This window comes from Pseudoalteromonas sp. S554 (assembly GCF_005930865.1).
Classification (GTDB): Bacteria; Pseudomonadota; Gammaproteobacteria; order Enterobacterales; family Alteromonadaceae; genus Pseudoalteromonas; species Pseudoalteromonas marina.
Genome location: NZ_PNDV01000005.1, coordinates 107,916 through 130,807, shown reverse-complemented (window position 1 = coordinate 130,807; position 22,892 = coordinate 107,916). Strand labels below are relative to the sequence as shown.

20 protein-coding genes and 2 pseudogenes are annotated in these 22,892 nt (G+C 39.1%); 5 read left to right on the top strand and 17 right to left on the bottom strand.

Annotated features, from left to right (window positions below; genetic code table 11):
* Window positions 1-99 precede the first annotated feature (99 nt).
* The 3 genes from CWB65_RS03050 to CWB65_RS03040 are packed head-to-tail and all read right to left on the bottom strand — an operon-like array spanning window position 100 to window position 5,259.
* Complete coding sequence (locus CWB65_RS03050; RefSeq protein ID WP_138739858.1) at window positions 100-4,626, bottom strand: EAL domain-containing protein; 4,527 nt, start codon at window positions 4,624-4,626, stop codon at window positions 100-102.
* 25 nt (window positions 4,627-4,651) lie between these two features.
* Complete coding sequence (locus CWB65_RS03045) at window positions 4,652-5,053, bottom strand: GNAT family N-acetyltransferase (RefSeq protein WP_138739857.1); 402 nt, start codon at window positions 5,051-5,053, stop codon at window positions 4,652-4,654.
* 2 nt (window positions 5,054-5,055) lie between these two features.
* Entirely contained in the window at window positions 5,056-5,259 is a 204-nt protein-coding gene (locus CWB65_RS03040; protein ID WP_006793205.1) for a DUF3283 family protein, read from the bottom strand.
* Window positions 5,260-5,383: 124 nt separating this feature from the next.
* On the opposite strand from CWB65_RS03040, the gene CWB65_RS03035 reads away from it, so the two are divergent.
* Window positions 5,384-6,082 carry a substrate-binding periplasmic protein gene (locus CWB65_RS03035; RefSeq protein ID WP_058433140.1) on the top strand — a complete coding sequence of 233 codons (699 nt, stop codon included), beginning with the start codon at window positions 5,384-5,386 and terminating at the stop codon, window positions 6,080-6,082.
* Here CWB65_RS03035 and CWB65_RS03030 read toward each other — a convergent pair.
* The 4 genes and pseudogenes from CWB65_RS03030 to zntR form a co-directional block, all read right to left on the bottom strand.
* Window positions 6,079-6,324 (bottom strand): DUF1289 domain-containing protein, encoded by a 246-nt coding sequence (locus tag CWB65_RS03030; protein ID WP_138739856.1) that lies wholly within the window; start codon window positions 6,322-6,324, stop codon window positions 6,079-6,081. The genes CWB65_RS03035 and CWB65_RS03030 overlap by 4 nt on opposite strands.
* A 103-nt stretch (window positions 6,325-6,427) precedes the next feature.
* A complete protein-coding gene (locus CWB65_RS03025; protein WP_033019396.1) occupies window positions 6,428-7,564 on the bottom strand; it encodes a 1-acyl-sn-glycerol-3-phosphate acyltransferase in 1,137 nt (378 codons plus the stop codon).
* A 159-nt stretch (window positions 7,565-7,723) separates the two neighbouring features.
* Window positions 7,724-8,814: pseudogene (locus CWB65_RS03020) on the bottom strand (SO_0444 family Cu/Zn efflux transporter).
* Window positions 8,801-9,211, bottom strand: coding sequence for a Zn(2+)-responsive transcriptional regulator (gene zntR / locus CWB65_RS03015; RefSeq protein ID WP_006793210.1), 411 nt, complete (start codon window positions 9,209-9,211; stop codon window positions 8,801-8,803). Before zntR ends, CWB65_RS03020 begins: the two are co-directional and overlap by 14 nt.
* 103 nt (window positions 9,212-9,314) lie before the next feature.
* Between zntR and CWB65_RS03010 the strand changes: the two genes are divergently transcribed.
* Together CWB65_RS03010 and CWB65_RS03005 are read left to right on the top strand one after the other, a co-directional pair.
* Window positions 9,315-10,259 carry a D-2-hydroxyacid dehydrogenase gene (locus tag CWB65_RS03010; protein WP_008128005.1) on the top strand — a complete coding sequence of 315 codons (945 nt, stop codon included), beginning with the start codon at window positions 9,315-9,317 and terminating at the stop codon, window positions 10,257-10,259.
* A 228-nt stretch (window positions 10,260-10,487) separates the two neighbouring features.
* Window positions 10,488-10,868 (top strand): DUF3192 domain-containing protein, encoded by a 381-nt coding sequence (locus tag CWB65_RS03005; RefSeq protein WP_138739855.1) that lies wholly within the window; start codon window positions 10,488-10,490, stop codon window positions 10,866-10,868.
* A gap of 37 nt (window positions 10,869-10,905) precedes the next feature.
* Here the strand turns inward: CWB65_RS03005 and CWB65_RS03000 are convergent, their stop codons facing one another.
* From CWB65_RS03000 to CWB65_RS02990, 3 genes and pseudogenes are all read right to left on the bottom strand, one after another.
* The gene (locus CWB65_RS03000) at window positions 10,906-11,805 is read right to left on the bottom strand and encodes a diguanylate cyclase (protein WP_008128007.1); all 900 of its coding nucleotides are present in this window, start codon (window positions 11,803-11,805) and stop codon (window positions 10,906-10,908) included.
* Entirely contained in the window at window positions 11,789-15,580 is a 3,792-nt protein-coding gene (locus tag CWB65_RS02995) for a PAS domain-containing hybrid sensor histidine kinase/response regulator (RefSeq protein WP_008128009.1), read from the bottom strand. Before CWB65_RS02995 ends, CWB65_RS03000 begins: the two co-directional genes overlap by 17 nt.
* 66 nt (window positions 15,581-15,646) lie before the next feature.
* Window positions 15,647-16,066: pseudogene (locus tag CWB65_RS02990) on the bottom strand (PhoH family protein); the annotation flags it as partial.
* A gap of 502 nt (window positions 16,067-16,568) precedes the next feature.
* Here CWB65_RS02990 and CWB65_RS02985 point away from each other — a divergent pair.
* Together CWB65_RS02985 and CWB65_RS02980 are read left to right on the top strand one after the other, a co-directional pair.
* On the top strand, window positions 16,569-17,090 hold the full coding sequence (locus CWB65_RS02985; protein ID WP_008128012.1) for a DUF305 domain-containing protein: 522 nt from the start codon (window positions 16,569-16,571) through the stop codon (window positions 17,088-17,090).
* Window position 17,091: 1 nt separating this feature from the next.
* On the top strand, window positions 17,092-17,823 hold the full coding sequence (locus CWB65_RS02980) for a MauE/DoxX family redox-associated membrane protein (protein WP_008109669.1): 732 nt from the start codon (window positions 17,092-17,094) through the stop codon (window positions 17,821-17,823).
* Window positions 17,824-18,039: 216 nt separating this feature from the next.
* Here CWB65_RS02980 and CWB65_RS02975 read toward each other — a convergent pair whose 3' ends face one another.
* The 7 genes from CWB65_RS02975 to CWB65_RS02945 are packed head-to-tail and all read right to left on the bottom strand — an operon-like array spanning window position 18,040 to window position 22,851.
* A complete protein-coding gene (locus tag CWB65_RS02975; RefSeq protein ID WP_235590935.1) occupies window positions 18,040-18,393 on the bottom strand; it encodes a hypothetical protein in 354 nt (117 codons plus the stop codon).
* Window positions 18,394-18,441: 48 nt separating this feature from the next.
* Window positions 18,442-18,810 (bottom strand): hypothetical protein, encoded by a 369-nt coding sequence (locus CWB65_RS02970; protein WP_008128017.1) that lies wholly within the window; start codon window positions 18,808-18,810, stop codon window positions 18,442-18,444.
* Between the two features lie 10 nt (window positions 18,811-18,820).
* Complete coding sequence (locus tag CWB65_RS02965; protein WP_008128018.1) at window positions 18,821-19,243, bottom strand: hypothetical protein; 423 nt, start codon at window positions 19,241-19,243, stop codon at window positions 18,821-18,823.
* Window positions 19,227-19,892, bottom strand: coding sequence for a methyltransferase family protein (locus CWB65_RS02960; RefSeq protein ID WP_008128020.1), 666 nt, complete (start codon window positions 19,890-19,892; stop codon window positions 19,227-19,229). Before CWB65_RS02960 ends, CWB65_RS02965 begins: the two co-directional genes overlap by 17 nt.
* Window positions 19,885-20,220: a DUF2933 domain-containing protein gene (locus tag CWB65_RS02955; protein WP_008128023.1), complete on the bottom strand. Its 336-nt coding sequence runs from the start codon at window positions 20,218-20,220 to the stop codon at window positions 19,885-19,887. The genes CWB65_RS02960 and CWB65_RS02955 overlap by 8 nt, the downstream gene beginning before the upstream one ends.
* Window positions 20,221-20,229: 9 nt before the next feature.
* On the bottom strand, window positions 20,230-20,583 hold the full coding sequence (locus CWB65_RS02950; RefSeq protein ID WP_029773135.1) for a cupredoxin domain-containing protein: 354 nt from the start codon (window positions 20,581-20,583) through the stop codon (window positions 20,230-20,232).
* Between the two features lie 24 nt (window positions 20,584-20,607).
* Complete coding sequence (locus CWB65_RS02945) at window positions 20,608-22,851, bottom strand: heavy metal translocating P-type ATPase (protein ID WP_138739854.1); 2,244 nt, start codon at window positions 22,849-22,851, stop codon at window positions 20,608-20,610.
* Window positions 22,852-22,892: the final 41 nt, after the last annotated feature.

Here is a 22,892-nt window from a genome sequence, read left to right as displayed (position 1 = left end):
GCGCCTAAAACCAGTAAGGCGCTATAATATTGCTTTAACAACTTAACGTGCACTGTGCTCAAAAGGGCTAATAACACTATTTTTGATATTTATGACCGCTTATCTATGATCCGCATGCAGGTCACTACCAAAAATATCTTGCCAGTCACGTACTATAAGAGCTGGTACATCTTCTCTTGGAACAGGCTTACTAAATAAATAGCCCTGAAAATGCTTGCACCCTAACGCGGTTAAAAATAGAAGCTGCTGCTGGCTTTCAACGCCCTCAGCCACACACTCTTTGCCTAAACTGTGTGCCAATGTGAGTGTTGATTCAATAATTGCCTCATCATCAGAATCAATGCCGATGTCTTGAACAAAACTTCGATCAATCTTAAGCACATCTATAGGAAAACGCTTTAAGTAAGTTAGCGATGCATAGCCGGTACCAAAGTCGTCCATATAGAGTTTACAGCCTAACTCTTTTAGCTTTTTCATACTTTGCAGTGCAAGGTTTGAGTCACGCATTAAAATAGATTCTGTTATTTCAAATACAATAGCCTCTGATGGCACGTTAGCATTAATAAGCGCTTTTTTAATCTCTGGCACAAGCTCTATAAATTCAAAATCTAATGCCGATAAGTTAATCGATAAATACAAATCAGGAGATGCTTTTCGCCATTCGTTAAGCTCATTTAATGCTCTGCCAAAGGTTTGTAGCATTATTTTAGTTATTAAACCAACACCTTCAGCCGCCAACGAAAACTCTTGTGTTTGGATTCGCTTATTTTCAGGCCAGCGAAGTAATACTTCAAAGCCTTCAGTTTGATGTGTGTGAGCATTTATAATAGGTTGGTAGTAATTACAAAACTCATGCTCTTGATAGGCTTTTGTTAACTGTGATTCTAAATGAAGGGCTTTTTGAACATGCTGATTCATTTCTTGTTTGTAAAATTGATAATTACTTTCAAGCGCACCTTTGGCATGATAGAGCGCAATGTTTGCCGCCTTCAGTAAGGCACCACTTTGTGTTGCATCATCAGGAGAAATAGCAACACCAATGCTTAAATTAATATTCACTACTTGGTCGTTAATACTTATATTTTGATTCACGCAATCCATAAGTTTGGTACAAATAAGTAATACCTCTTCTATTTGGTGAATATCTTCAACTAGGACCACGAATTCATCACCACCAAATCGTGCAATACTGTCTGATGTACGTAGTGAGCATTTTAATCGCTCTGCAACTTTTTTAATAAGTTCATCGGCGACTTCGTGGCCTAATGAATCATTAAAATATTTAAAGCGCTTAATATTAATATGTAAAAGCGCAGCTTTGCATAAGTGCTTTTGGGCTTGCTCAAGGGCATGCTCAACCCTATCATTAAACAACGTACGATTTGGTAAGCCGGTTAACACATCAAAGTTAGCGAGTTGGTGCAGTTCACTCTCTGCCAGTTTTTGTGCATGTATATCCGTTAAAATAATAACGTAGCTGCTTAAGCGTTGTTCTGTATCGGCAACCGCACTTATTTTAACTAGCACATGGCGCGACTCTCCATTGTGAAGGCGTACCATATCTTCACAAGAAAAATGCTCCCCTTCTGAGAGCTTTTTCATAATACGTAAGTAATCAACACGGCTTTTAGGCGACATACCTAAGTTTAACGCCCTACTTGAAATGGGCTCTGCAGCAAAGTTAAAAGCGGTTTGAAGTGATTTATTAGAGGCACGAACATTAAAGTTTTTATCGAGAATAAAAACCCAATCACGAGTTTGTTCAAATGCAGCGGTAAATAAGCGTGCGTGCTCTTCAAATACCATTTCACGGGTCATGTTAGTGTATGTACCCGCTACTTTTTGAGGCGTTTTTTCATCCCACTCAACCACTTTGCCAAAGTCTTTATACCAACGCCAATAACCTTTCGCATGGCGTACACGGTATGTGCAGTTAAAGTAGCCTTTATCGGTCGACAAAAACTCTAACCACTCTAAACGAAATAGTTGTTTCTCTTGCGGATGTATTTTAGCCAAGTATTCATCAAGGCTTACAGTATCGTGTTTATAACCCAGCTCATTACTTAAACGAGGCTGATAAATACTTGGATTACTTGACTGCCAATCCCATACGCCAGACTCACTGCCTTCAAGGGCAAGCTTTAAACGGGACTCACTGTCTTTACTTTCTTTATGCGCAGCCAATAAGATACGTTGGATTTTATTACGTCGCCTGACCCACATGGCAATAAAAAATAAAAATAAAGCGCCGTATAACACCATAAAATAAGGCGCACGCCAAAGTGGGTATTTAACCTTTATTTTTAATGTAGCTGGCTTGGTAAAAATTCCCGTTAAGGGGTCTTTAGCCCAAACTTTTAATGTATAACTACCTGGGTTTAACTTAGGAAATAGTACTCGGTTATTATTTCTTGCGTAGGTTTTTTGCCCGTTATCAAGCTGGTACTCATAAATAATACGTTCTTGATTACTAAAAGCCATTGCAGAAAAAGCCACTTCAAGACCAATATCATCGTGGTTTAAAACGACTTCATTCAGAGGTTGCCTTAAATCGCGAGATAACTCTCGGGACATTAAATTTACCCGCGTTATATTTACATGCTCTATAAGCGGCTTATAACTTTGGTTTTCCATTGGATGAAAATACGTTATTCCTTTTAACCCCCCATATACAATGCGGCCATCGTTAAGCTGCGCCATTGCTGAGCTATTAAATTCAGCCGATAAAAGCCCCTCGGCTGTACTAAACTGCTGAAAGTGGAGCGTTTCTGGATTTAAACGCCATATTCCTTTATGGCTACTCATCCAAATCATACCGTCGTCGTCAAGCACCATACTGTAAAGTAATGTACCTAGTTTATTCTTATCAAGATCAATAGTATGAAGGTGTTCATACGTTGATGAATCAATACCAATTAAGCCAAAGTTAGAAAGAGAGATCCACAACACGTTGTTATTATCAATTACGTATGAAAGCACACTAATTGCAACGTTTTCATGTTGTTTGGGTACTTTATAAATCATTTCTAACGCTAAGTTGTTAGGGTTTAATTGATATAAAATACCGGCATTAAAAAAGAGTGGCCAATCAGGCTTATTTGGTAAAGCGGGTAAAAAACCATGCGCTAAAAAAGGGTTAAATTGTGCCAATTCACCGCCCAATCGTGTCACAATTTTGGTGTCTATACTATAAACAAACGCGCCATGGTCACGATGCATAAAATATAAATCGCCATTTGGCATTAAAGCAACACCGTGTACCCACCCTGAGATATGATCTTGGTTTGCCACATTTTTTGTTTTAGGTTCAGTGACTTGGTACGTATTTGGATCAAAAATATACAAGCCTCGATTTGTATTAAGCCAAAGCATATTTTTATAGGGCATAATTTGCCAAACGCTAAACTCACGTGTGTAAGCGTCAGCTTTATAATCTTTTAAATATACTTTGCTGGTATTGGTTTTTAAATCAACCTCAGTTAAGCCATTATTGGTTGCAAGCCAGAGCTTTTCGTTAAATTCGGTTATTCCCCATATTGAATGGTGAGATAGACCTGCGCCACCCAGCACACTGCCATCAACATTGTTAAAATGATACGTATCTTTTGATAGATAAAAGGCACCATCACTTTTTGTGGCCACCCATACGCCACCAGACTTATCTTTGGCCATATCAATAATGCTGGTGTCGGCTAAGGTATATTTACTTTGAGTGATTCGTGTATTTTTTATTAACTCACCACTGTTTAAATCAAATTTGAATAAACCTTTGTCTGTCGCAAGATCGATTTCACCTTGGTTGTACTCTATTTTCCACACATTTAGGTCGGCAAGTAATACTTTATTTTTGAATGCAATATCGGGACGTTCAAACATGCTTGGTAAATCACTAATATCAACCTGATACATACCTTTAACCGCACCGACTAATAACTGGTTATTTTCACCCAGCTCAAACGACTTAACATTATTTTGGTAAACATGCGCCGCCTCACCTTTTAAATGCTGTAATGGACGAGTTAGATCATTAGCAATATCATGAACGTAAGCACCGTGAGAGGTCGCTATAAAAATGTAACCGTTATAATGAAACAAGCTTCTTACTAATGTATTTTTGTATTCTTTAGGCAGCTCAAAAACAGATTCAATCACACCGCTTTGAATATCGAGCTTCGCAAAATCTCGACCTCGTCCAATCCACAGTGTTTTAGAATCAGCCGCTAGCATGGTAAATACTGATTGATTAAAAATTTGCTCTTCGTTGCTTGGAGGACTTAAAAATTGCTTGTAAGTATCTGTGGCTGGATCATATCTAAAAAGGCCCTCGAGTAATGAGGCAATCCAAATATAACCGTCTACGTCTTGGTATATTCTGTCAATAATTGCTTCTTCTAGCTCTCCATTTGGGCCATTAATCGGGGTTACTTGATATCCATCGTAACGGTTTAACCCCCCTTCGGTAGAAAGCCACAAATACCCGTTGTTATCGATAAGTATGGTATTAACGTAACTTTGTGATAGGCCTTCACTGGGTGATAAACGCTTAACTTGTGCACCAGCCTGGCAACTCACTATAGTTATTAAAACTAAGCAGCAACTTATAATCCAATTAACGCCCTTACTCATGGTCATTCCATATGGTTTTTTATTTTTATGGGTACTCTAGTGCGACAATATTGCGGTGCTTATACATATCAAAAAGTACGTGTAGCTCAGCAGTATATGTTAACACTTGGTTAAAACCAATACTGAGGTATAAATCGACTATGTTTTTAAATGCAAAGGTATAAACATGCATGTGTTGATGCTTCAAAAGATCAGTTATTAATTGCTTTGCTAGCCCTTTTGAGCGGTGTTCTTTGGCAACATAAACCGTGGATAAAAACAAAAAATTGTATTTATGTTGCACCCTACATGCAGCCACTATTTGCTCATCTAAGTATATAACCCAGACTTGATCTTGCTTATTAGCGCGCCCGCTAGCCCCATGTAGTTTGTAAAATTTATTTACTAAGGGTGTTTTTACTTTATCTAATAATTGGGTGGTATACATTTTTAACTAAGCATTAGTGCCAAATATTGCTCAAATTTTTGTTTTAATACCGTTTGCTCTGCTACTGGACGGCTATGGATTGTATTATAAACTTGCTCGCGTGTTTTTTTATTACGCTTAATTTGGTATGCCCAAAATGAGGCTTCATAGTCGAGCTGGATTTGGTACTTATCTTCACGTGGTAATAAACATAGGTTAAAACTCACAGGATTTCCTCATTCTTTATATGGCTTAGGGTGTAATACATAGCTTGCAATGCTGGGCAAAAAGCAAGCACCTTGCTATTATACGCCTCTTATTAATTTATCTCAGCAGTAATTGGAAATGATAATGCAAAGTCGCTTTAGTGTATTGTTTCTATTAACGTGTTTTATGTTGAGCACGGCATGTTTTAGCAATCAAAACACGCTCACATTTAACCGCCCTGATAACGTACCGCAAGCAAATTATGTTCTTGAGCTTCTTACACTCGCCTACAAGGACATAGGCTACGAAATACACCTTATCGATTTTAATCCCCAAAATGCTCTTCGCGCTGCTAATAATGGCACACTAGACGGACAGTTGGGTCGAGACAACAGTATAGAGGTAGATTTTCCTAATTTGCTGCCTGTTAACTACCCATTGTTCAAGTTTAAATTAATACTGTATAAAAACTGCCAGCAAAGCATATTAAACCGGCTCGATAACGTCGCTATTTTAGCTGATTGCCCCATACAAGCACAGTACATAAAAAATACGCAATTTGATGGTAATGTAATTGAAGTAAAAAATATAAGTACGCAACTAAACCTGCTTACTCAAAAAAAAGTAAAAGGTATATTGCTACTCGATTTTGCATCTGACAGTCTACCAATCCAGCATCCTGATGTTTGCTACCAAAAAGAGACACTACGTGTAACACCTGTTTATCATTACTTAAACAAACAAAATGCGCACCTAATTGAAGGCTTAGAAGCGGCACTCAATAAACTTCATAACAATGGCACGGCTTATGCGCTTAAAGCTAAATACAATATGTATGATTAAAAATCGAATCCGTGCTGCTTTGCCGTGTTAGTTGCACTTTCTGCTTCCTGTTTTTTGAGAAGATATCGCTTGTAGCGTTGCTGGCATAGGCTCAAAACTTTTTTCTTTTGTGCATTGGTTAAAGAGTTCCATAAAAATCGCTCGTCACGACTACGGTAACACCCTTTGCAATACCCTCTATTGTTAACTAAGCAAATACTTTTACAAGGACTTGGAATATCAAATATTTCAATTTGTTGCATAGCATACACCGCTTAGTTAAGGTCATAATTGCAGTATAGCGTTATTTTTAAACAAAAAAAAAGTAGCAATACTATTGCTACTTTTTACTTTATTTACTTAATGCTAAAGCGATTCAGGGCTTTTAACATTTATTTGTGCTTTACGATGAAATGGTTTTGCATACATAGCCAATACAAGTGGCTTAAGCTCTTCAGGTACCTGCGCAATACGTTGTTCAAATGTTGCCGTATCTGGAGAGTTAATTACCGACTCTTTACAACCACCAGCAATATAATTGCCTGGATGTAAGTAAAATGAATCTATTATTTGCTGGTCAATAGTGTTAGCAAGTTCCTCAGCGCTATCGCATTGTGACTCAATAGGCTGCCCAAAAGCTAAATGAACATGGCCCTTTGCCGTACTAAAGCCCTCAACAATGCTTAAAATATCTTCACCTACCGACTTAACATATTCACCATGTTGTTGCTTATGATAAAGCTCTTTAGCTTTTGCTATAGCGCATGGCTCATATTGATAAGAAATAGAAACAGGCACAACTTTTAACTCTTTAATGTACTCACCAAACTCTTTCTTTTGCTTACGGCCATTAAGTTGCAACATTTTTAGTAATGCAGGATCGGTTTGATCAAAGCCATCTTTAGCGCGCCCTTCTTTTTGTGCAATCCAAATGGAGTGCCCGCCCATTAGTGAGTCATAAATATACGATGACAATTGCGTAAGGGCTTTTAGCATTTCTTTAGGGGCTTTAGCTGAGCGCTTAACAATAAAGCTTTTATTTAAACGCATCAGCTCTGTTATGTAGGGTATTTGCAGTAAATTATCGCCAATAGCTATTCGTACCGTTTTCATTTTATGTTGGTATAACCCCCAGTTAACAAGCGCAGGATCAAGCACTATATCGCGGTGGTTAGAAACAAATAAATAAGCTTGATTAGGATCTAATTTATCTAAACCTGAAAAGGTGACTTTTGACGTGGTGCGTTTTATAAGTTTATCTAAATACGTAGCAACTTCATTTTGAACATCTTCAACGCTCGTTACTTTTCCCCACTTTTTGCGTAGTTGGCTTCTTACCAATGGGCGGGCAATAAACGGTACTGCGGATAGAAAGCGCGGTAGATTATACTTCGCAATGACATCTATAAATGCATCATCACTCATTAAACGCGCTAATGATGCGTTAACCTCATTGTCGTTGTAAGGTCTTATGTCTGCGTACTTGTCTTCTAATTCACTCATTACTGCATCTATAAAGTTAAAAAACGGCACGTAAAATACGTACCGTTTGTTTTATTGGTTTGAGTATAACTCAGGCAAACTGAAATGCGAACTAAGTCAGGCTATTGCATTTTTATAAAAACTAACAAGCACTCTAAAAAGTACATATATAACAAATAATTAAGTAATGCTCTTACCAGTTACCTTTCGCCTTGCTTGTAATGCTATGACAACTAAACGCAGAATAAGTGCGATTAAAATTACACCACAAACAAAGCTTAGCCAATATGGCAGCACCTGATGCTCTTCACCTAGTTGCGGGGAAACAACAAAGCCAAACTCAGTTACTAAATAATCCGTTAAAAACCCAAAAATCAATGCAACCCCAATAACCCCTATCAAATAAGCGAATACAGCACGCTTGCCAAGCTCATTAGCTACAACACCTAACGTAGCAATATTTGTTGCCGGCCCTGCGAGCATAAACACTAACACCGCTCCAGGCGATACTCCACTCAATAACAAGCCTGCAGCAATAGGCGTAGAAGCAGTGGCACAAATATACATGGGTATACTGATCAAAATCACCACAAGCATGGCAACAATGCCACTGCCCCACTGTGTTAAAAATGACTCTGGAACATAGGTCTGTACCAACGCGGCAAAGAATAAACCAATCATTAACCAGACCATGGTATCCGACAGAAGTTTATTGCAGCTAAAACTTATCGCTTGTTGTACTTTCTGCCATTGACTTTGTAATGCCTTGTTTGGTTTATCACAACAACTGGTTTGAACTTTAGGCTCCGCCGTTTTAGACGCACAACAACTGGTTTTTGTTTGAGCATCTGCGGCTGGCTTAGTCTGCAGCCTATCGGTATCTCGCCCAACTAACACACCTGCAACAATAGCACTGCAGATAGCAGCTATGGGACGAATAATAGACATAAACGGACCTAATAACACATACGATACTGAAACAGAATCAACCCCTGTTTCAGGCGTCGACACTAAAAACGCAGTAGTGGCACTTTTTGAAGCACCGGCGCGTCTCAATCCTATTGCAGCAGGAATAACACCACATGAACACAAAGGCATTGGCGCACCAATTAAAGCCGCTTTCACTGTGGTCAAAAAGCCTTCTTACCTAAATGTTTATTTAAAAAATTTGCCGGTAAATATACATTCAATAACCCAGCAATCAGCAAACCAAGCATTAACCAAGGGGCAGATAATAAAAATAACTGCCAAAAATTATTAAGTAAGTCCATCGATGTCCTCCAAGGTTGTTAATATTGAACAGTTATAAGCGGGTTCTTGTCCACCACAGCACTTATCTGCCAGTATCGATAGCGATTGATGAAAACGTGTTAGCTCAGCAATACGCTCTGCAACTAGATCGCGTTTTTGTATCGTTAAATCTTTCACTTCACGGCACGAATGCTGGTGTTTTTTAAATTTAATTTGCAGTAACTCTCTGATCTCTAACAGGCTAAAACCAACATTTTTAGCACGCAAAATAAACTTCATTTGTTTGAGAGCTGCCTTATCATAATCGCGATAACCTGCCTCGGTTCGACTTGATGGCGTTAACAAATTGTGTTTTTCATAATATCTTAGGGTATCTGTTGAGACACCTAACTGATTTGCAAACTCACCTATTTTCATTTGTTTCTCCAATGAGTATATTCTCAACTGATGCCAACTATAAACCTTAGAGCACACACCAAGGTCAAGTATTAAAATTTATTTTATTTAATTAGGACACATCATGAAAATTACTGTTCTCGATAACGCCACATTAGCAAATACATCACTTGCCTGTTTAGAGCAACTAGGGAGCCTTAAAACCTACGAACTTACTAGCCCAGAGCAAGTTGTTGAGCATAGCCAAGGGGCTGATATTTTAATTACCAATAAGGTCGTGTTAAACCGCGAAACAATTAGCCAACTAAAAAATCTAAAACTAATATGCGTGAGTGCTACGGGAACTAATAATGTTGATCTAGAGGCTGCAAAAGATCACGGCATTGCAGTTACAAACGTTGCAGGTTATTCAACACCTTCGGTTGTTCAACATACCTTCTCTTTAATCACAAACCTGCTAGGTAATACACACCGATATCAAGCTGATTGTCAGCAAGGTGCTTGGCAGAAAAGTGAAATGTTTTGCCGTCTTGACTACAGTTTTAATGATTTACAAGGCAAAACACTAACAATCATAGGCGGTGGTACACTAGGACAGGCTGTTGCAAATGTAGCCGAGGCTTTTGGTGCAAATGTAGTTATGTCTGAGCGCAAAGGTGCACCATGCCGCGATGGCAGAACGCCTTTTGACGAAGCCATAAAAACCGCAGACATAATTAGTGTGCACTGCCCGTTAACAGAAGAAACGCGCAATCTAATTACCTTAAACGAATTTAAAGTAATGAAACCAAGCTGCATCATAATTAACACAGCACGAGGCGGTATTATTAATGAGGCGGATTTAACCAGTGCACTAGAGCAAAATATAATTGCTGGCGCAGGCGTTGATGTATTAACAAAAGAGCCTGCTGAGCTTTCAAATCCACTGGCAAATTATAAAGGGAGTAACCTATTGCTAACGCCGCATATTGCGTGGGCAAGCACCGAATCAATTGTGCGATTAGTTAAAGAGGTAAGTTTAAATATTAAAGCATTCAAACAAGGGGAGCCTCGTAGCCGCTTAGTTTAATACTCACCTTAGCCAAGTAACCTGAGCTCTGAATAGTAAATACCTTAATCATTGCTTGGGTTAAATAAACTAAAAAGTGGCTGTTTTTACCAATTTTTTTATTTTTTAAAATTAACGAAATACCACAAACAACGTAAGCAATTGATTATAAATAAAATTTAAACTTGGCGTATACTTTGCGTTACTATCATTAATAATTAAGTAAAAATGATTAAGGTACATACAAAAATGAATAAATCTCTACTAGCAGCGGCACTTATTACTCCATTTTTAACGGGTTGTGTTATCGCCGTATCTGATGGTGAAGCAGAAACGCACTGGGCAGGTAATGACTCAACTAGCTGGCAAACTAAGTACAAAAATAATCGCGAAGCGATTTCTGAATTAAAAATGGATAGCAGCTACCAGTCGGTATTAACAACACTTAAAACCCCTAATTTTACAGAGTTACTAAAAAAAGGGGATGATGTGTATCAAGTCTTATTTTATGCAACTCATAGCATTCATTCTGATGGTAAAATGACTAAAGATGAGTGTACGCCACTTGTATTCAAAAACGATAAACTTGTCGGTATTGGTGACAGCGCATTAAATATGGTTAGCCACTAAAATACAAAAAGGCCAGTAACGTTACTGGCCTATTTTATTAGTGAGCGACCACTCTATTACGGCCAGCCTCTTTTGCTTCATACAACCCTAAGTCAGCTTCTTCTAATAATGAATGCTCTGAGGTTGAGCGGCCATCTTCCATAGTTGCAACGCCAATACTGATAGTTATGCATTGTGCATTTAACGATGTTTTGTGCTCTATATTTAATTTGTTTACAGCATTTCTGAGCTTATTTGCAAACGTAATTGCTTCCTCTTTAGATACATCAGGTAAAATAGCCGCAAACTCTTCCCCACCGTAGCGGGCAATAAAGTCACTTCCACGTTTACATTGTGCCAATAAAGATTGTGCTACTTTTTTTAAACATTCATCACCGGCTCTGTGGCCATATGTGTCGTTGTATCGTTTAAAGTAATCTATATCCATTAGCAGTACAGATAGCACTGAGCCCCCTCGTTTACTTCTTCGCCACTCTCGAGACAAATTTTCATCAAGGTAGCGTCTGTTGGGTATTTCGGTTAATCCATCTATGGACGCTAACATTTCAAGTAAATCGTTTTTTTGTTTTATCAGTAATTGATTTCGTACTCGCACTCTAACAATAGAAGCGCTGAATGGCTTAGTAATATAGTCCATCGCGCCTAGCTCTAATCCTTTTGATTCATCAGCATGCTCTTGATTAGCAGAAATAAAAATAACTGGAATAGCCTGGGTAATAGGATTTTCTTTTAACTTAACAATAAGCTCAAAGCCGTTCATAACGGGCATTACAATATCAAGCAGAATCAAATCAAACTGTGTAGTTCTTACAAAAGCGAGTGCCTCTTCTGCACTTTTAGCTAAAAACACGTCATGCTCTTCACACAACGTTTTTTCAAGCACTAACCTGTTAAGTGGATCGTCGTCAACTACAAGCACTTTAGCTTTTTTTGACATCCACCGCCTCCAAACCTCTAATAAATACAATAACCTGCTTCAACTGCATAATAAGCTCTTTTATGATTTGATCTTCAGGGTCATTGGTTGCTTTAAGACTTTGTTCGCACTGAAGCGCACAAGACGATAACCGCTTAAAACCCAAGTTACCCGATACTCCTTTGATACTATGCACTAAACGTACCAATTCACCTTTAACAGTACATTCGTCAATTTGTTGTAATTGGGTCTCACATAGGCTAGAAAATTTATCAATCATAGTATTAAGTAACGCCTCATCAGCGCTAAATTGAGCTAAGGCAAATGCCCTATCAAAAAATACCGTTTTAGTGATCTGCATATCTGCAATAGCATCAAGTAGTACTTTTGCTACAACGGGCTTTGTTAAATGTTTATTCATACCGCATTTTAACGAACGCTCTATATCCGCAGGCTCACAATGGGCTGTCAATGCAAATATAGGCAATTGCTTATCGTCAAACTGTTGACGAATCAACGTAGTAGCTTGACAACCATCTATATGCGGCATTTGCACATCCATTAAAATCAGATCTGGTTTTAAAACTTGTAGCAGCTCCATACCATCAGATGCATTGGTTGAGGTTACAACATTTACATTAGCTTTTTCTAAAACACTACTTATAATTTCTAAGTTTAGTTTATTATCGTCAATTGCCAAGATCAGTAAACCTGACACCTCTCTACTCGGTTGCTGTGCCTGTATATTAGCGTCACTTGCAATTTGCTTTAATGCAAAACCACTACTTAAATCAAATAATCGCTGCCCAAGTGCAGATGCTTTAACATGCTGCGCTAATAAGCCTTTACTCATAGATGAACTAAAGGTTAGCTGATGATTAACGATAATGACCGATACAGTGTGTGAAGTAAGCGAGTCATATATTGCTTTTACACTTAATAGCTCAGGTAAATCAGCTTCATCAACAATAAGCTGATTATATCCAGAAAGTTTGATTGGGTAATTCAATGCTTCATCTAAATCAATACTGGTTAACTCTGAATAGGCTGCTACAGCGCGTATTAAAGCTCGGCTTCGCTGGGATATAATAGCCAGAGCATCAACAGGCAACAGCTGATTTTTTGTATCGTCTACCTGTAAACTAATGCTGAAATAAAACTCACAACCAAGGCCTTTTTCACTGTTTACGGCTATCTCGCCGCCCATGAGCGATACAGCATGTTTTACAATAGCCAACCCTAACCCTACACCTTGATGGGCGCGTGTTGATGATTCATCGCCTTGTGTAAAGGCATCGAATAAACGTAATTGGTCAGCCTCATTAATCCCGCTGCCAGTATCTTTTACACTAAAACAGATCGCTTGCTCGTTACTATCTCCCTCAATTAGCTCCATTTTTAAGGTAATACTGCCATTGTGAGTAAACTTAACAGCATTAGTTAATAAATTACCCAACACCTGCTGTAGTCTTATGCTATCGCAAATCAAACTAGGTGCAATTAAAGGGTCAACATCAATAATAAATTCAACCCCTTTTTGCTCACACAAGGGCCCTGTTAAGCTATCGCAAATATCAACAAGTTCCACAACCGTAAATGGGGCTAGTTTTAACTCAGCCTGTGCGCTTTCAACTCTAGCAAAATCGAGCATGCGGTTGAGCATTAAGAGTAAACTTTGCGCAGCTTGCTTAGCTTGATCTGTTTGCTGAATTTGTCTTTGCGTAAGCCCTTGCTCTATAAGCATGTCAAGCAAACCTAACACTGCATTCAAAGGGGTACGTATTTCATGACTTAAGTTAGCAATGAAGCGACTTTTAGCAAGGGTTGCGCGCTCAGCATTGTGCTTAGCTTTAGTTAATGCACTCACATCTTGTAAGTGGATAACATAATACGAAGGATCTCGCTTTTCATCCCACACGAGCGATACACTGAGTTGAAGCCAGCTAGTCAAATTTCCTCGTGCTAATGTTAAATGATAAACCTCTTTCTTATCATCAAGCAGCTGAGCTAATCTTGTTTTAATTTCTTGCCACTGACTATCATCAAAGAGTAGTTTAAGTTGTTCACCTACCAACACATCTTGCTCAGTAAATAGTTTTCTTGCTGCTTTGTTTACCTGCAATATAGTCTGATCAAGCGAAAGAAGCACAACACCGTTTGCAGCAAATTCAATAGCACTTCTAAATTTAGACTCAGACGCTTTTAGTGCATGTAAAGTTTGCTGCTGTTCTGTTATATCTCTACCGATCCCCATTGTGCCTAACAAGTGCTGCTGCTCATTGTAAAAAGGCGCAATCGTCAGTTGGTAAGACTTATCATCTGTATCAACGCGTTGCTGAACATTACTGCGATTTTGTAAAACCTGTTTTTCAAGAATACTTATTTGTTCGTATTCGTCCGTTATATCTTGTATACGCCTACCCACTAGCGCGCTTTGATCGCATCCAATGTAAGCTTCAAACGCCTTGTTACACCCTAAAAAAGACCCATCAATATTTTTAAAATATATAAAGTCAGGAACACTGTTTAACATTGTGTTTAGTAAAGCTAAATGTCGCTCTTTAGCTTGATAACTGCGTGTTAGTTTTTCTGATTGCAATTGCAGCTTTTCGTCAAGTTCTCGGTTTACATCTTGCAGCGAATCGACTAGTTGTCTGTTTTTAGCAAATACTAGTTTTATTTTAGTGAACCATGGCTGCCAATTAATAGGGATTTGATAATTAGACTCTTTGCTGTTGTCGCTATTGCTTTGCTCTAAGTAATGCATGAGATGTGTCATAGGTTTTAAAAATATGCGCTGACTTAACCAAAAGAACACACAAAACATTAAACTTAGAAACAGCGTTAAAAATGTAAACTCGAGTAAAATTTCATACCGAATAACATTTACAAAACCGGATTTAGACTCATAAAATGCAGCATGTATTGGGAGGTTGCTTTTTGGCTGCATAAAAAAGTTTGTGCCACTGGTTAACACCGTTAATTTTTGTTGTGATGCCGCCATTTCAGGCCAGTATTCTTTAAGTGTGATCCCCTCAGCTATTGCATTTTTTGTACTTGCAACAACCTGATCAAACCGATTAACAAATATATATTCTCCCTGATTTGGCGTAACTTTTTTTAGCCAGGCAGAAATAACCTCCACATCGTAAATAACGATAATATAATCACGCGAGCCAAGTTCTCGCTGGCGTCCGATTGAGTAGTAAGCCTTCCCGTCTATATTTACAATCGGGCTTGAAGATAAAAGGTTGCCTGAAAAGTCTGGTTTAAATCGCCCTTCAAGAATCTCTGTTAGTAATAAACTCTTGCTCTTATTACGCCTCGCTACAAATGCAGCGCCATTTTCATCAACATACGCAACGGCGCTAAGCGACTGCATAAGTGCCAGAGTTGTATTAAACGAAGGACCTAATTTAACTAACTGTTGCCACTTTGAAAGTTCATTTGGTGAAAGATTAAAATCCCCTTTACCTACAATCTCGGTGCCTTGTTGAGTAAAATGGCGATAGTAATAACCTTCATACTGATTAATACCTTCAAATAAATTACGATTAGCAAGACTCAGTGCAGGCTGCTCGTATAAGTTAAGCATATTAGCCATTAAATCACTGATTGATTGCATGCCATGATTTATTTGGGCGGATATATTAAGAAAATCAGCGTCACGTTTTTCTACTGTGCGCTCAAGCTTGATATTGTAAAGATGTAAACACAGTAAAAAAGCAACGATTAAAGGCACCAACAGGGCAACAATTAAAGAGCGATAATAATGTTTGAGAGGTAAAAAATTCAACGTGCAGTCTGCCATTTGGCCCGAAAATCAATCATTAGACTATCGAGCCAAATAGTTAAGCGCAAGTTATAAATTCTCTTCTGCAAATGAAGCCAACCGACTCCTTACAACACCATTAAGATTTATAGTTGCACTGCCTTCAAAGTTTTTAAAACGTTCTACTATGTAGGTTAAACCTGATGTAACTGGCGTTAAATAGTTACTGTCTATTTGCGCTAAATTACCGGTGCAAATGAGCTTGGTGCCTTCTCCGCAACGAGTAATAATTGTTTTAAGTTGAGACGCTGTTAAATTTTGGCTTTCATCTAAAATTACTACCGCATTTTGAATACTGCGCCCACGCATAAAATTAACCGACTTAAACTGCACATTGGCCTTTTCCATGATGTAATTTCGGCTCGATATTGGGTTCTCGTCACCTTTATGGAGTACTTCTAGCGTATCGGTAATAGCAGCGAGCCACGGCGCCATTTTTTCCTCTTCCGTTTTCCTAAGATCCACACCTACGTTGTCAAAAAGTTACATTAATACTTATTTACTTAAATCCAAATTATTAATTATTTCCCTTTCAATTTGTATAGCTACAGTAACGTTTCTTCACATAACTCGATAAGCAACCGGAATATGATTTATCTATGGTTTGCATGAATTAACCAATACTTTCCTAATTCAGACTTGCGATGATCGCAATAATCCGATCAATATGAAATCCATCATAGCAGGTAAAACCACTAATAGAAATTTGAAGCCGAAGGCTTGGGTTAGATATAGAGTAACTAACGATCATCATTTCTAACTAAAACAAGTCCAATTATCAATATATAGCCTAACAGTGGCGCAAATCCAATTCTGTGTTGGTAAACCATATTCACAATAAGATAATAATGATACTGGCTCATTACTTGCACTTTTTCGAGAACATGACCACATGTAGAGAATAATAGGCTAACAGTGGGAAATATTTACACTATCAATGTAAGGATTACTTATGAAATACTCAAGATTTGCTGCAATGATCATCACCTCAACCATTACTATGTTTGTCATGATGTACCTCAACACTTACGCAGTATCACATATATGGTTTAGTGAAACGCGTATCTATATGGCGTTGTATATGGGAGCAGGTATGGCAATGATCATGCTGGCCTTTATGCTTGGCATGTACAGTAACAAGAAGCTCAACATGGCTATTTTTCTATTGGCGACAATACTGTTTGCCATATGTCTTTATCTTGTTCGCTCTCAAAGCACAATTTCTGACACTGCCTACATGAAAGCGATGATTCCTCATCACTCCATTGCTATTCTTACTAGTGAGCATTCAACTTTGGAGGATGTACGCGTGCGTGAATTGGCAAATGGTATTATTAAAGCCCAACGAAAAGAAATAAAAGAAATGGAATGGCTGATTAAAGATATTTCTGAAAATGGAAAGGTCAGCTCACAAGCTCAGGCTGAGCAACGACCGCTCCCAAAGTTTGAAGGCACACTGAACAAAGGAGACTAAGATGACTAAGACAGCTACCCTGTACAGAATGGTCACTGACGAACATATCTGCCCCTATGGTTTAAGGTCGAAAGATTTGCTGGAGAGGCAAGGGTATGATGTAGAAGATCATAAGCTCACGTCAAGACAACAAGCTGATGACTTCAAAGCTAAGCATGATGTCAAAACTACGCCACAAACCTTTATTGAAGGAAAGCGTGTCGGAGGATACGATGACTTAAGAGAGTATTTTGGTAAAGATGAAGCAGGTCAAACTGGCACAACCTACACGCCCGTTGTAGCCATTTTCTCGATAGCTGCACTTCTTGCTGTCGCATCTCAACATTTTGCTTCCGGCTCATTTATCTCCATCAGAACACTGATGCTATTTATAGCTTTTTCAATGACGCTCTTAGCGGTGCAAAAACTGAAAGACCTATACAGTTTCACAAATTCGTTTATTACTTATGATTTACTAGCGATGAGATGGATAAGATATGGTTATATTTATCCCTTCATTGAAGCATATGCAGGTATTGGTATGGTTGCCCAACTACAGCCTCTCGCAGTGGCACCATTTTCATTGTTTATCGGCACAGTTGGAGCAATTTCAGTTTTCAAAGCCGTTTACATCGACAAACGCCAGTTAAAGTGTGCCTGTGTAGGCGGCGATAGCAGTGTGCCACTTGGATTTGTATCGCTATCTGAAAACTTATTTATGATCGCGGGAGCATTGATTATGCTGCTGATGTAAAGGTATAGCTCTATTCGGCGGCCCCTTAACTGTTAAGATTAGACCTAGGATGCCAGCCCACACCTTTCTAATTCATATGTAACATTTTTTCTGTCGTACTGGCATCAAGATAACCAGAACTGAGCAAACAATCTCAAAGGTTTTACAAAATAACACTAAAGTTTTTTCATTAAGTTTTATTGTTATGCTCCTGTGGTGGCTTTCGCCACCACTTTACTAGTCTTCAAGTTCCACCATATCTTTCGCTGCGATGTCACCAGATATTAGTTTTACCGTTGCGAAGTGATCATTTACAATTTTAGTAATTTGTACCGTTCCCACTTTTTCAATAGTGTACGGATCATCACCTTCACCCGGCGCAATTTCCTCATGGAATCTAATAACACTGTATTTTTGTCCAACCTCTGCACCATGTTTGGCACCAATACAAATCAGAGTTCGATCAGTAGACTGCTCAACCACTTGGCCCCTCATCATATTTTTGTGATAAAACGCAGTATTCGAACAGCCTGCTAAAAAGATACCGAATACAACAAGCAAAAGAATTTTCATATTGGATGTTTTCATCATTTTTTCCTCATCTAACTTATTAACTGAGCAAGCTCTTTGGAAGCTTACTTATTTTATCCGGCTTGCACCCGGAGGAACTTTGTGACAACTCCACGGTTTATGAGCAGCGTTGTCTTTAACATTCTGATCAACAAATTTGTAGTAACTTTCTTTAGTGTGCGTCCACCAATCATCATGAACATCGGCACCATGTTTGCGAATAACTTCCTCAATCCCATCAAGGTTTATATTTGCCGCATCATATGCTAGGTGTATTTCACCTTCTTTGATGTTGTAACTGACTTCATCTATACCAAAAAGCTGATCAATTTTTTTTACTAACTCGTCACAGTTTTCTTCTGTGACATTACTTAGTCTTAAATTTCGAACAACTAAATTCTGCTCTCTAACGCCAACTCTATGATCTAAATCGCTCATAATTTATCTCCTAATGTGAGTGCGAGTGTTGTTGTTTTTTGTCTTTCATTTCTGCCATTTTGTATTTCATTTGTGGCATCATGTTTTCCATCATTTCCAGATGATGTTCAGCCATCTTGATTTGCTTATGCATTGGCATTGCTTCCATGTTTTTGTGCATGGATTGCATCATCTTCATCATTGAGCGGTGATGTTCAGCCATCATCTGCTGTTGCTTTTCAGGATCTTTTTCAGCTTTAATGGCATGGACTTCCTTTTTCATTTCCATCATTTTTGAATGCATTTTTCCCATGTTCTCATGCGACATTGCCATGCCTTGATGCATATCCGATTTGTTCGCACCTTCATGTTTATTCTCATTTTTTTGAGCAAATAAGCTTGTGGCCGCCAATAGTGAGCTGACAAATAAAATTGATTTACCTAACATTTTCATGATTTTTACCTTCTATGTTCTTATTAAAATTTGGAATCCAACTTGGTGTCGATTCCATATAGCTATGGTACTCCGAACCAAACTCGGCAATAGCTTGTGTCTCTTCGCGTTTCGCTAGCTTGACGTAAACAACGACTAAGATTGGAAACATCGCAAGTGTTGGGATGGTCGGCCACTGCAATAAAAAGCCGAATATGATTAGAATGAAAGCTACGTACTGTGGGTGACGACACCTCGCGTACCATCCTGTAGTAGCCAATTGATGGTGTTTTTGCGCGTGATGCAATACGTTCCATGCTGAAGACAACATAAAGAAACCTGCCACAATAAACACCATACTCGCTATATGAAATGGGTCCCAATGGGCATCACCTTCCAAACCAAAGAAAGTATGTAATAAGTGCCCATTTTCATGCGCAAAGAAGTTAACTTCTGGGTAATTTTCAGTTAACCATCCAGACAAAAAATAGATAGTTAAAGGAAAGCCATACATTTCAGTAAATAGGGCGACAATAAAGGCGGAGAACGCTCCTAGGCTTCGCCAATCAGTTGATGTTTTTGGTTTTACAAAACTAAAGGCAAAAAAGATAAAAATTGCTGAATTCAGTATCACCATTGACCATAAGCCATAATCATATGTCTCATTCATCACTGTTCTCCTTCTTATGCAATTCCTTGCGTCCTTTTTCTAACCCTTGTATGTAGCCATCGCGATAGGCTTCATTTTTATCCGTGAGTTCTTGAAAGCTCTCTTCCTTTTTGTCATCAGGCGCATGTGAATGATCGTGACCATGTTTGCCGTGACTGCCATGCATAAATACATGCATCAAAGGACATAACAGCAAAATTAAATAGGGAAGAAATTGCAGAACATGTTGTCCATGTTCAAAGATTAAAAAATAGGTGGCTGCGGCAATAAGCACCAATGCAGCCCAACCTGTGGGTGTAAACCAAAATTTAGGGTGCTCATTTTTCATGTTGGCCTCCTAAACGACTTTTAAGACACCGCGATACATTTGCATCTGACAATGAAACTCATGCTCTCCCGGTGATAAGTTCAATAAGGTAATTTGAGTAATTTCATTTAATTTAAGCTGCTCACTTATCTCCAATGATGGAATAAGCATTGTTTCAGCGCAGGGTGATTGATCTTTGCGCATAAACTTCAGAGTGACAGGCTGGCTAGCAGACACCTGAATTGAGGATGGTGAATACACGCCATCCCTCACTTCAATGAGTACTTCACTATCTTGAACAATTGTTTTATTGGGTTTGTATAGCCAAAACCACCAAACAATCATTGCAATTAACACTAAGCCTAATAAGTTAATTATCATCATTGTGATTCTCCAAATGCTTACTTTCTATGAGTTTTGGGCTTTAAAAAAGCGAAGTCGATTTGCATTTGACACTACGGTCAATGACGAAAACGCCATTGCAGCACCAGCAATTACAGGGCTAAGCAGAATGCCAAAGAAGGGGTATAGAACCCCCGCAGCAAAAGGAATCCCGGCTACGTTATAGACAAACGCGCCAAACAAGTTTTGTTTGATATTTCGTAAAGTCGCTTTGCTTACCGCGATGGCATCAGCAAGGCCATGAAGTGAACCACGCATCAGGGTAATATCTGCGCTTTCAATCGCAACGTCTGTACCTGTGCCTATAGCAAAACCAACATCAGCTAACGCTAGCGCCGGAGCATCGTTGATGCCATCACCTGTCATACCAACGATTTCGCCACTGCCTTGTAGCTCTTTCACCTTGTTGGCTTTGTCTTCTGGCAGCACTTCAGCAAAAAACTCGCTAATGCCCGCTTTTTTGGCAACAGCGGCAGCGGTTTCCTTGTTATCCCCCGTTAGCATGATGACGCGTATACCATTGGCCTGAAGACGTTGGATAGCAGAGATTGAGTCTGACTTGATTGGATCTGCAACAGCAATTATTGCGGCAAGCTCACCATCAACAGCAAAATACATAGGTGTTTTAGCTTCTTTTGCTAAAGACTGGGCTTTTCCAACAAAGCCAGTGAGGTCTATGCCTTTTAACTTCATTAGTTTATCGTTACCGAAAAGCAGGGCTTTATTGTTGCAGTTTGCTTCTACACCAAAACCCGTGATGGCGTTAAAGGCTTCAATTTTTAGTAACTCAATATCGTGCGCTAACGCACTTTCAACAATCGCTTGCGCTAAAGGGTGCTCTGAGCCGCTTTCTAAACTTGCTGCAAGCTGTAGTACGCCTTCTTCGTTAGTAGCTTTTGCCAAAACAATATCGGTTACCTTAGGTGCCCCTTCAGTAATAGTGCCCGTTTTATCTAAAATCATGGCAGTGATTTTAGAGGCGGTTTGCAGTGCTTCACCGTTTCGAATTAGCACTCCTGCTTCTGCTGCTTTTCCTACTCCGACCATAACAGACATAGGCGTTGCCAAGCCCAAAGCACACGGACAGGCAATAATGAGTACGGTAGTTGCTGAAACGATGGCAAAAGCAATTGCAGGCTCAGGTCCAAAGTTAAGCCATGCTAGCGCACTTAACACAGAGATGATCATGACAACAGGAACGAAAAAAGCTGAAATAACATCGGCCAAGCGGCCAATCGGCGGTTTTGAATTTTGCGCTCGTTTGACCATATTGATGATCTGTGCAAGCGCCGTGTCTTTACCAACGCGTGTCGCTCTAAATAAAATCATGCCTGATTTGTTCAAAGTACCAGCGACAACCTCATCTTCTTCAGCTTTTTCAACAGGCATGGGTTCGCCTGTCAGCATGGACTCATCAATGGAGGTGTGGCCTTCCAATACCACACCATCGACGGGAATTTTTTCGCCCGGTTTTACCTTTACAACATCATTCAGTAAAACCTGCTCAATACCAATCTGAACCTCTTTGTTATCACGAACTACGGTTGCCGTTTTGGCCTGCAAGCCGATAAGACGTTTAATGGCCTCAGAGGTTTTACCTCTGGCTTTTATTTCTAATGCTAGACCTAAATCAATTAAGCCAATGATCATGGCGGTAGCTTCAAAATAAACATGCCGTGCCATCAATGGAACGGCGTCAGGTGCAAACACGACAACCATCGAATACAACCAAGCTGTACCTGTTCCTAAAGCTATTAGAGTGTCCATATTAGCGGAGTGATTTTTAAAGCTTTTCCAAGCGCCAACATAAAAATGCTTACCTGAAAAATACATAACACCAAAAGTTAAAATGCCTACAAGCAGCCAAGACATGCGTTCAAGGTTGGTTTCAACCGTCATTTCTCCAACTACAATACTGTAGATCATCAAAGGAACACCGAGTGAAAGGGCAATAAATGTATCGCGCATTAGCTTTTTATAATATGCCCAATCAGCCGCTTCTTTCTCGTCAAGCGCATCTGTTGCAGAGCTATCATCAATTGGCTTCGCGTTATACCCCACAGACTCAACAGCTTTGATCAATTCTTCTGTTTTAGCTGTCCCATAAACTGTTACTGTCCTATCAGCAAAATTCATTTCCGCACTGACGACTCCAAGAGTTGCCTTCAACGCCCCTTCAATTTTGCCTACACAGCTAGCACACCCAGCACCTTCAATGATAAGCTGTTGGTTATGTGATACTTTCTCCAACGTATTCTCCTTACTTTTACACGAAGAGGATTGAGCTTTTG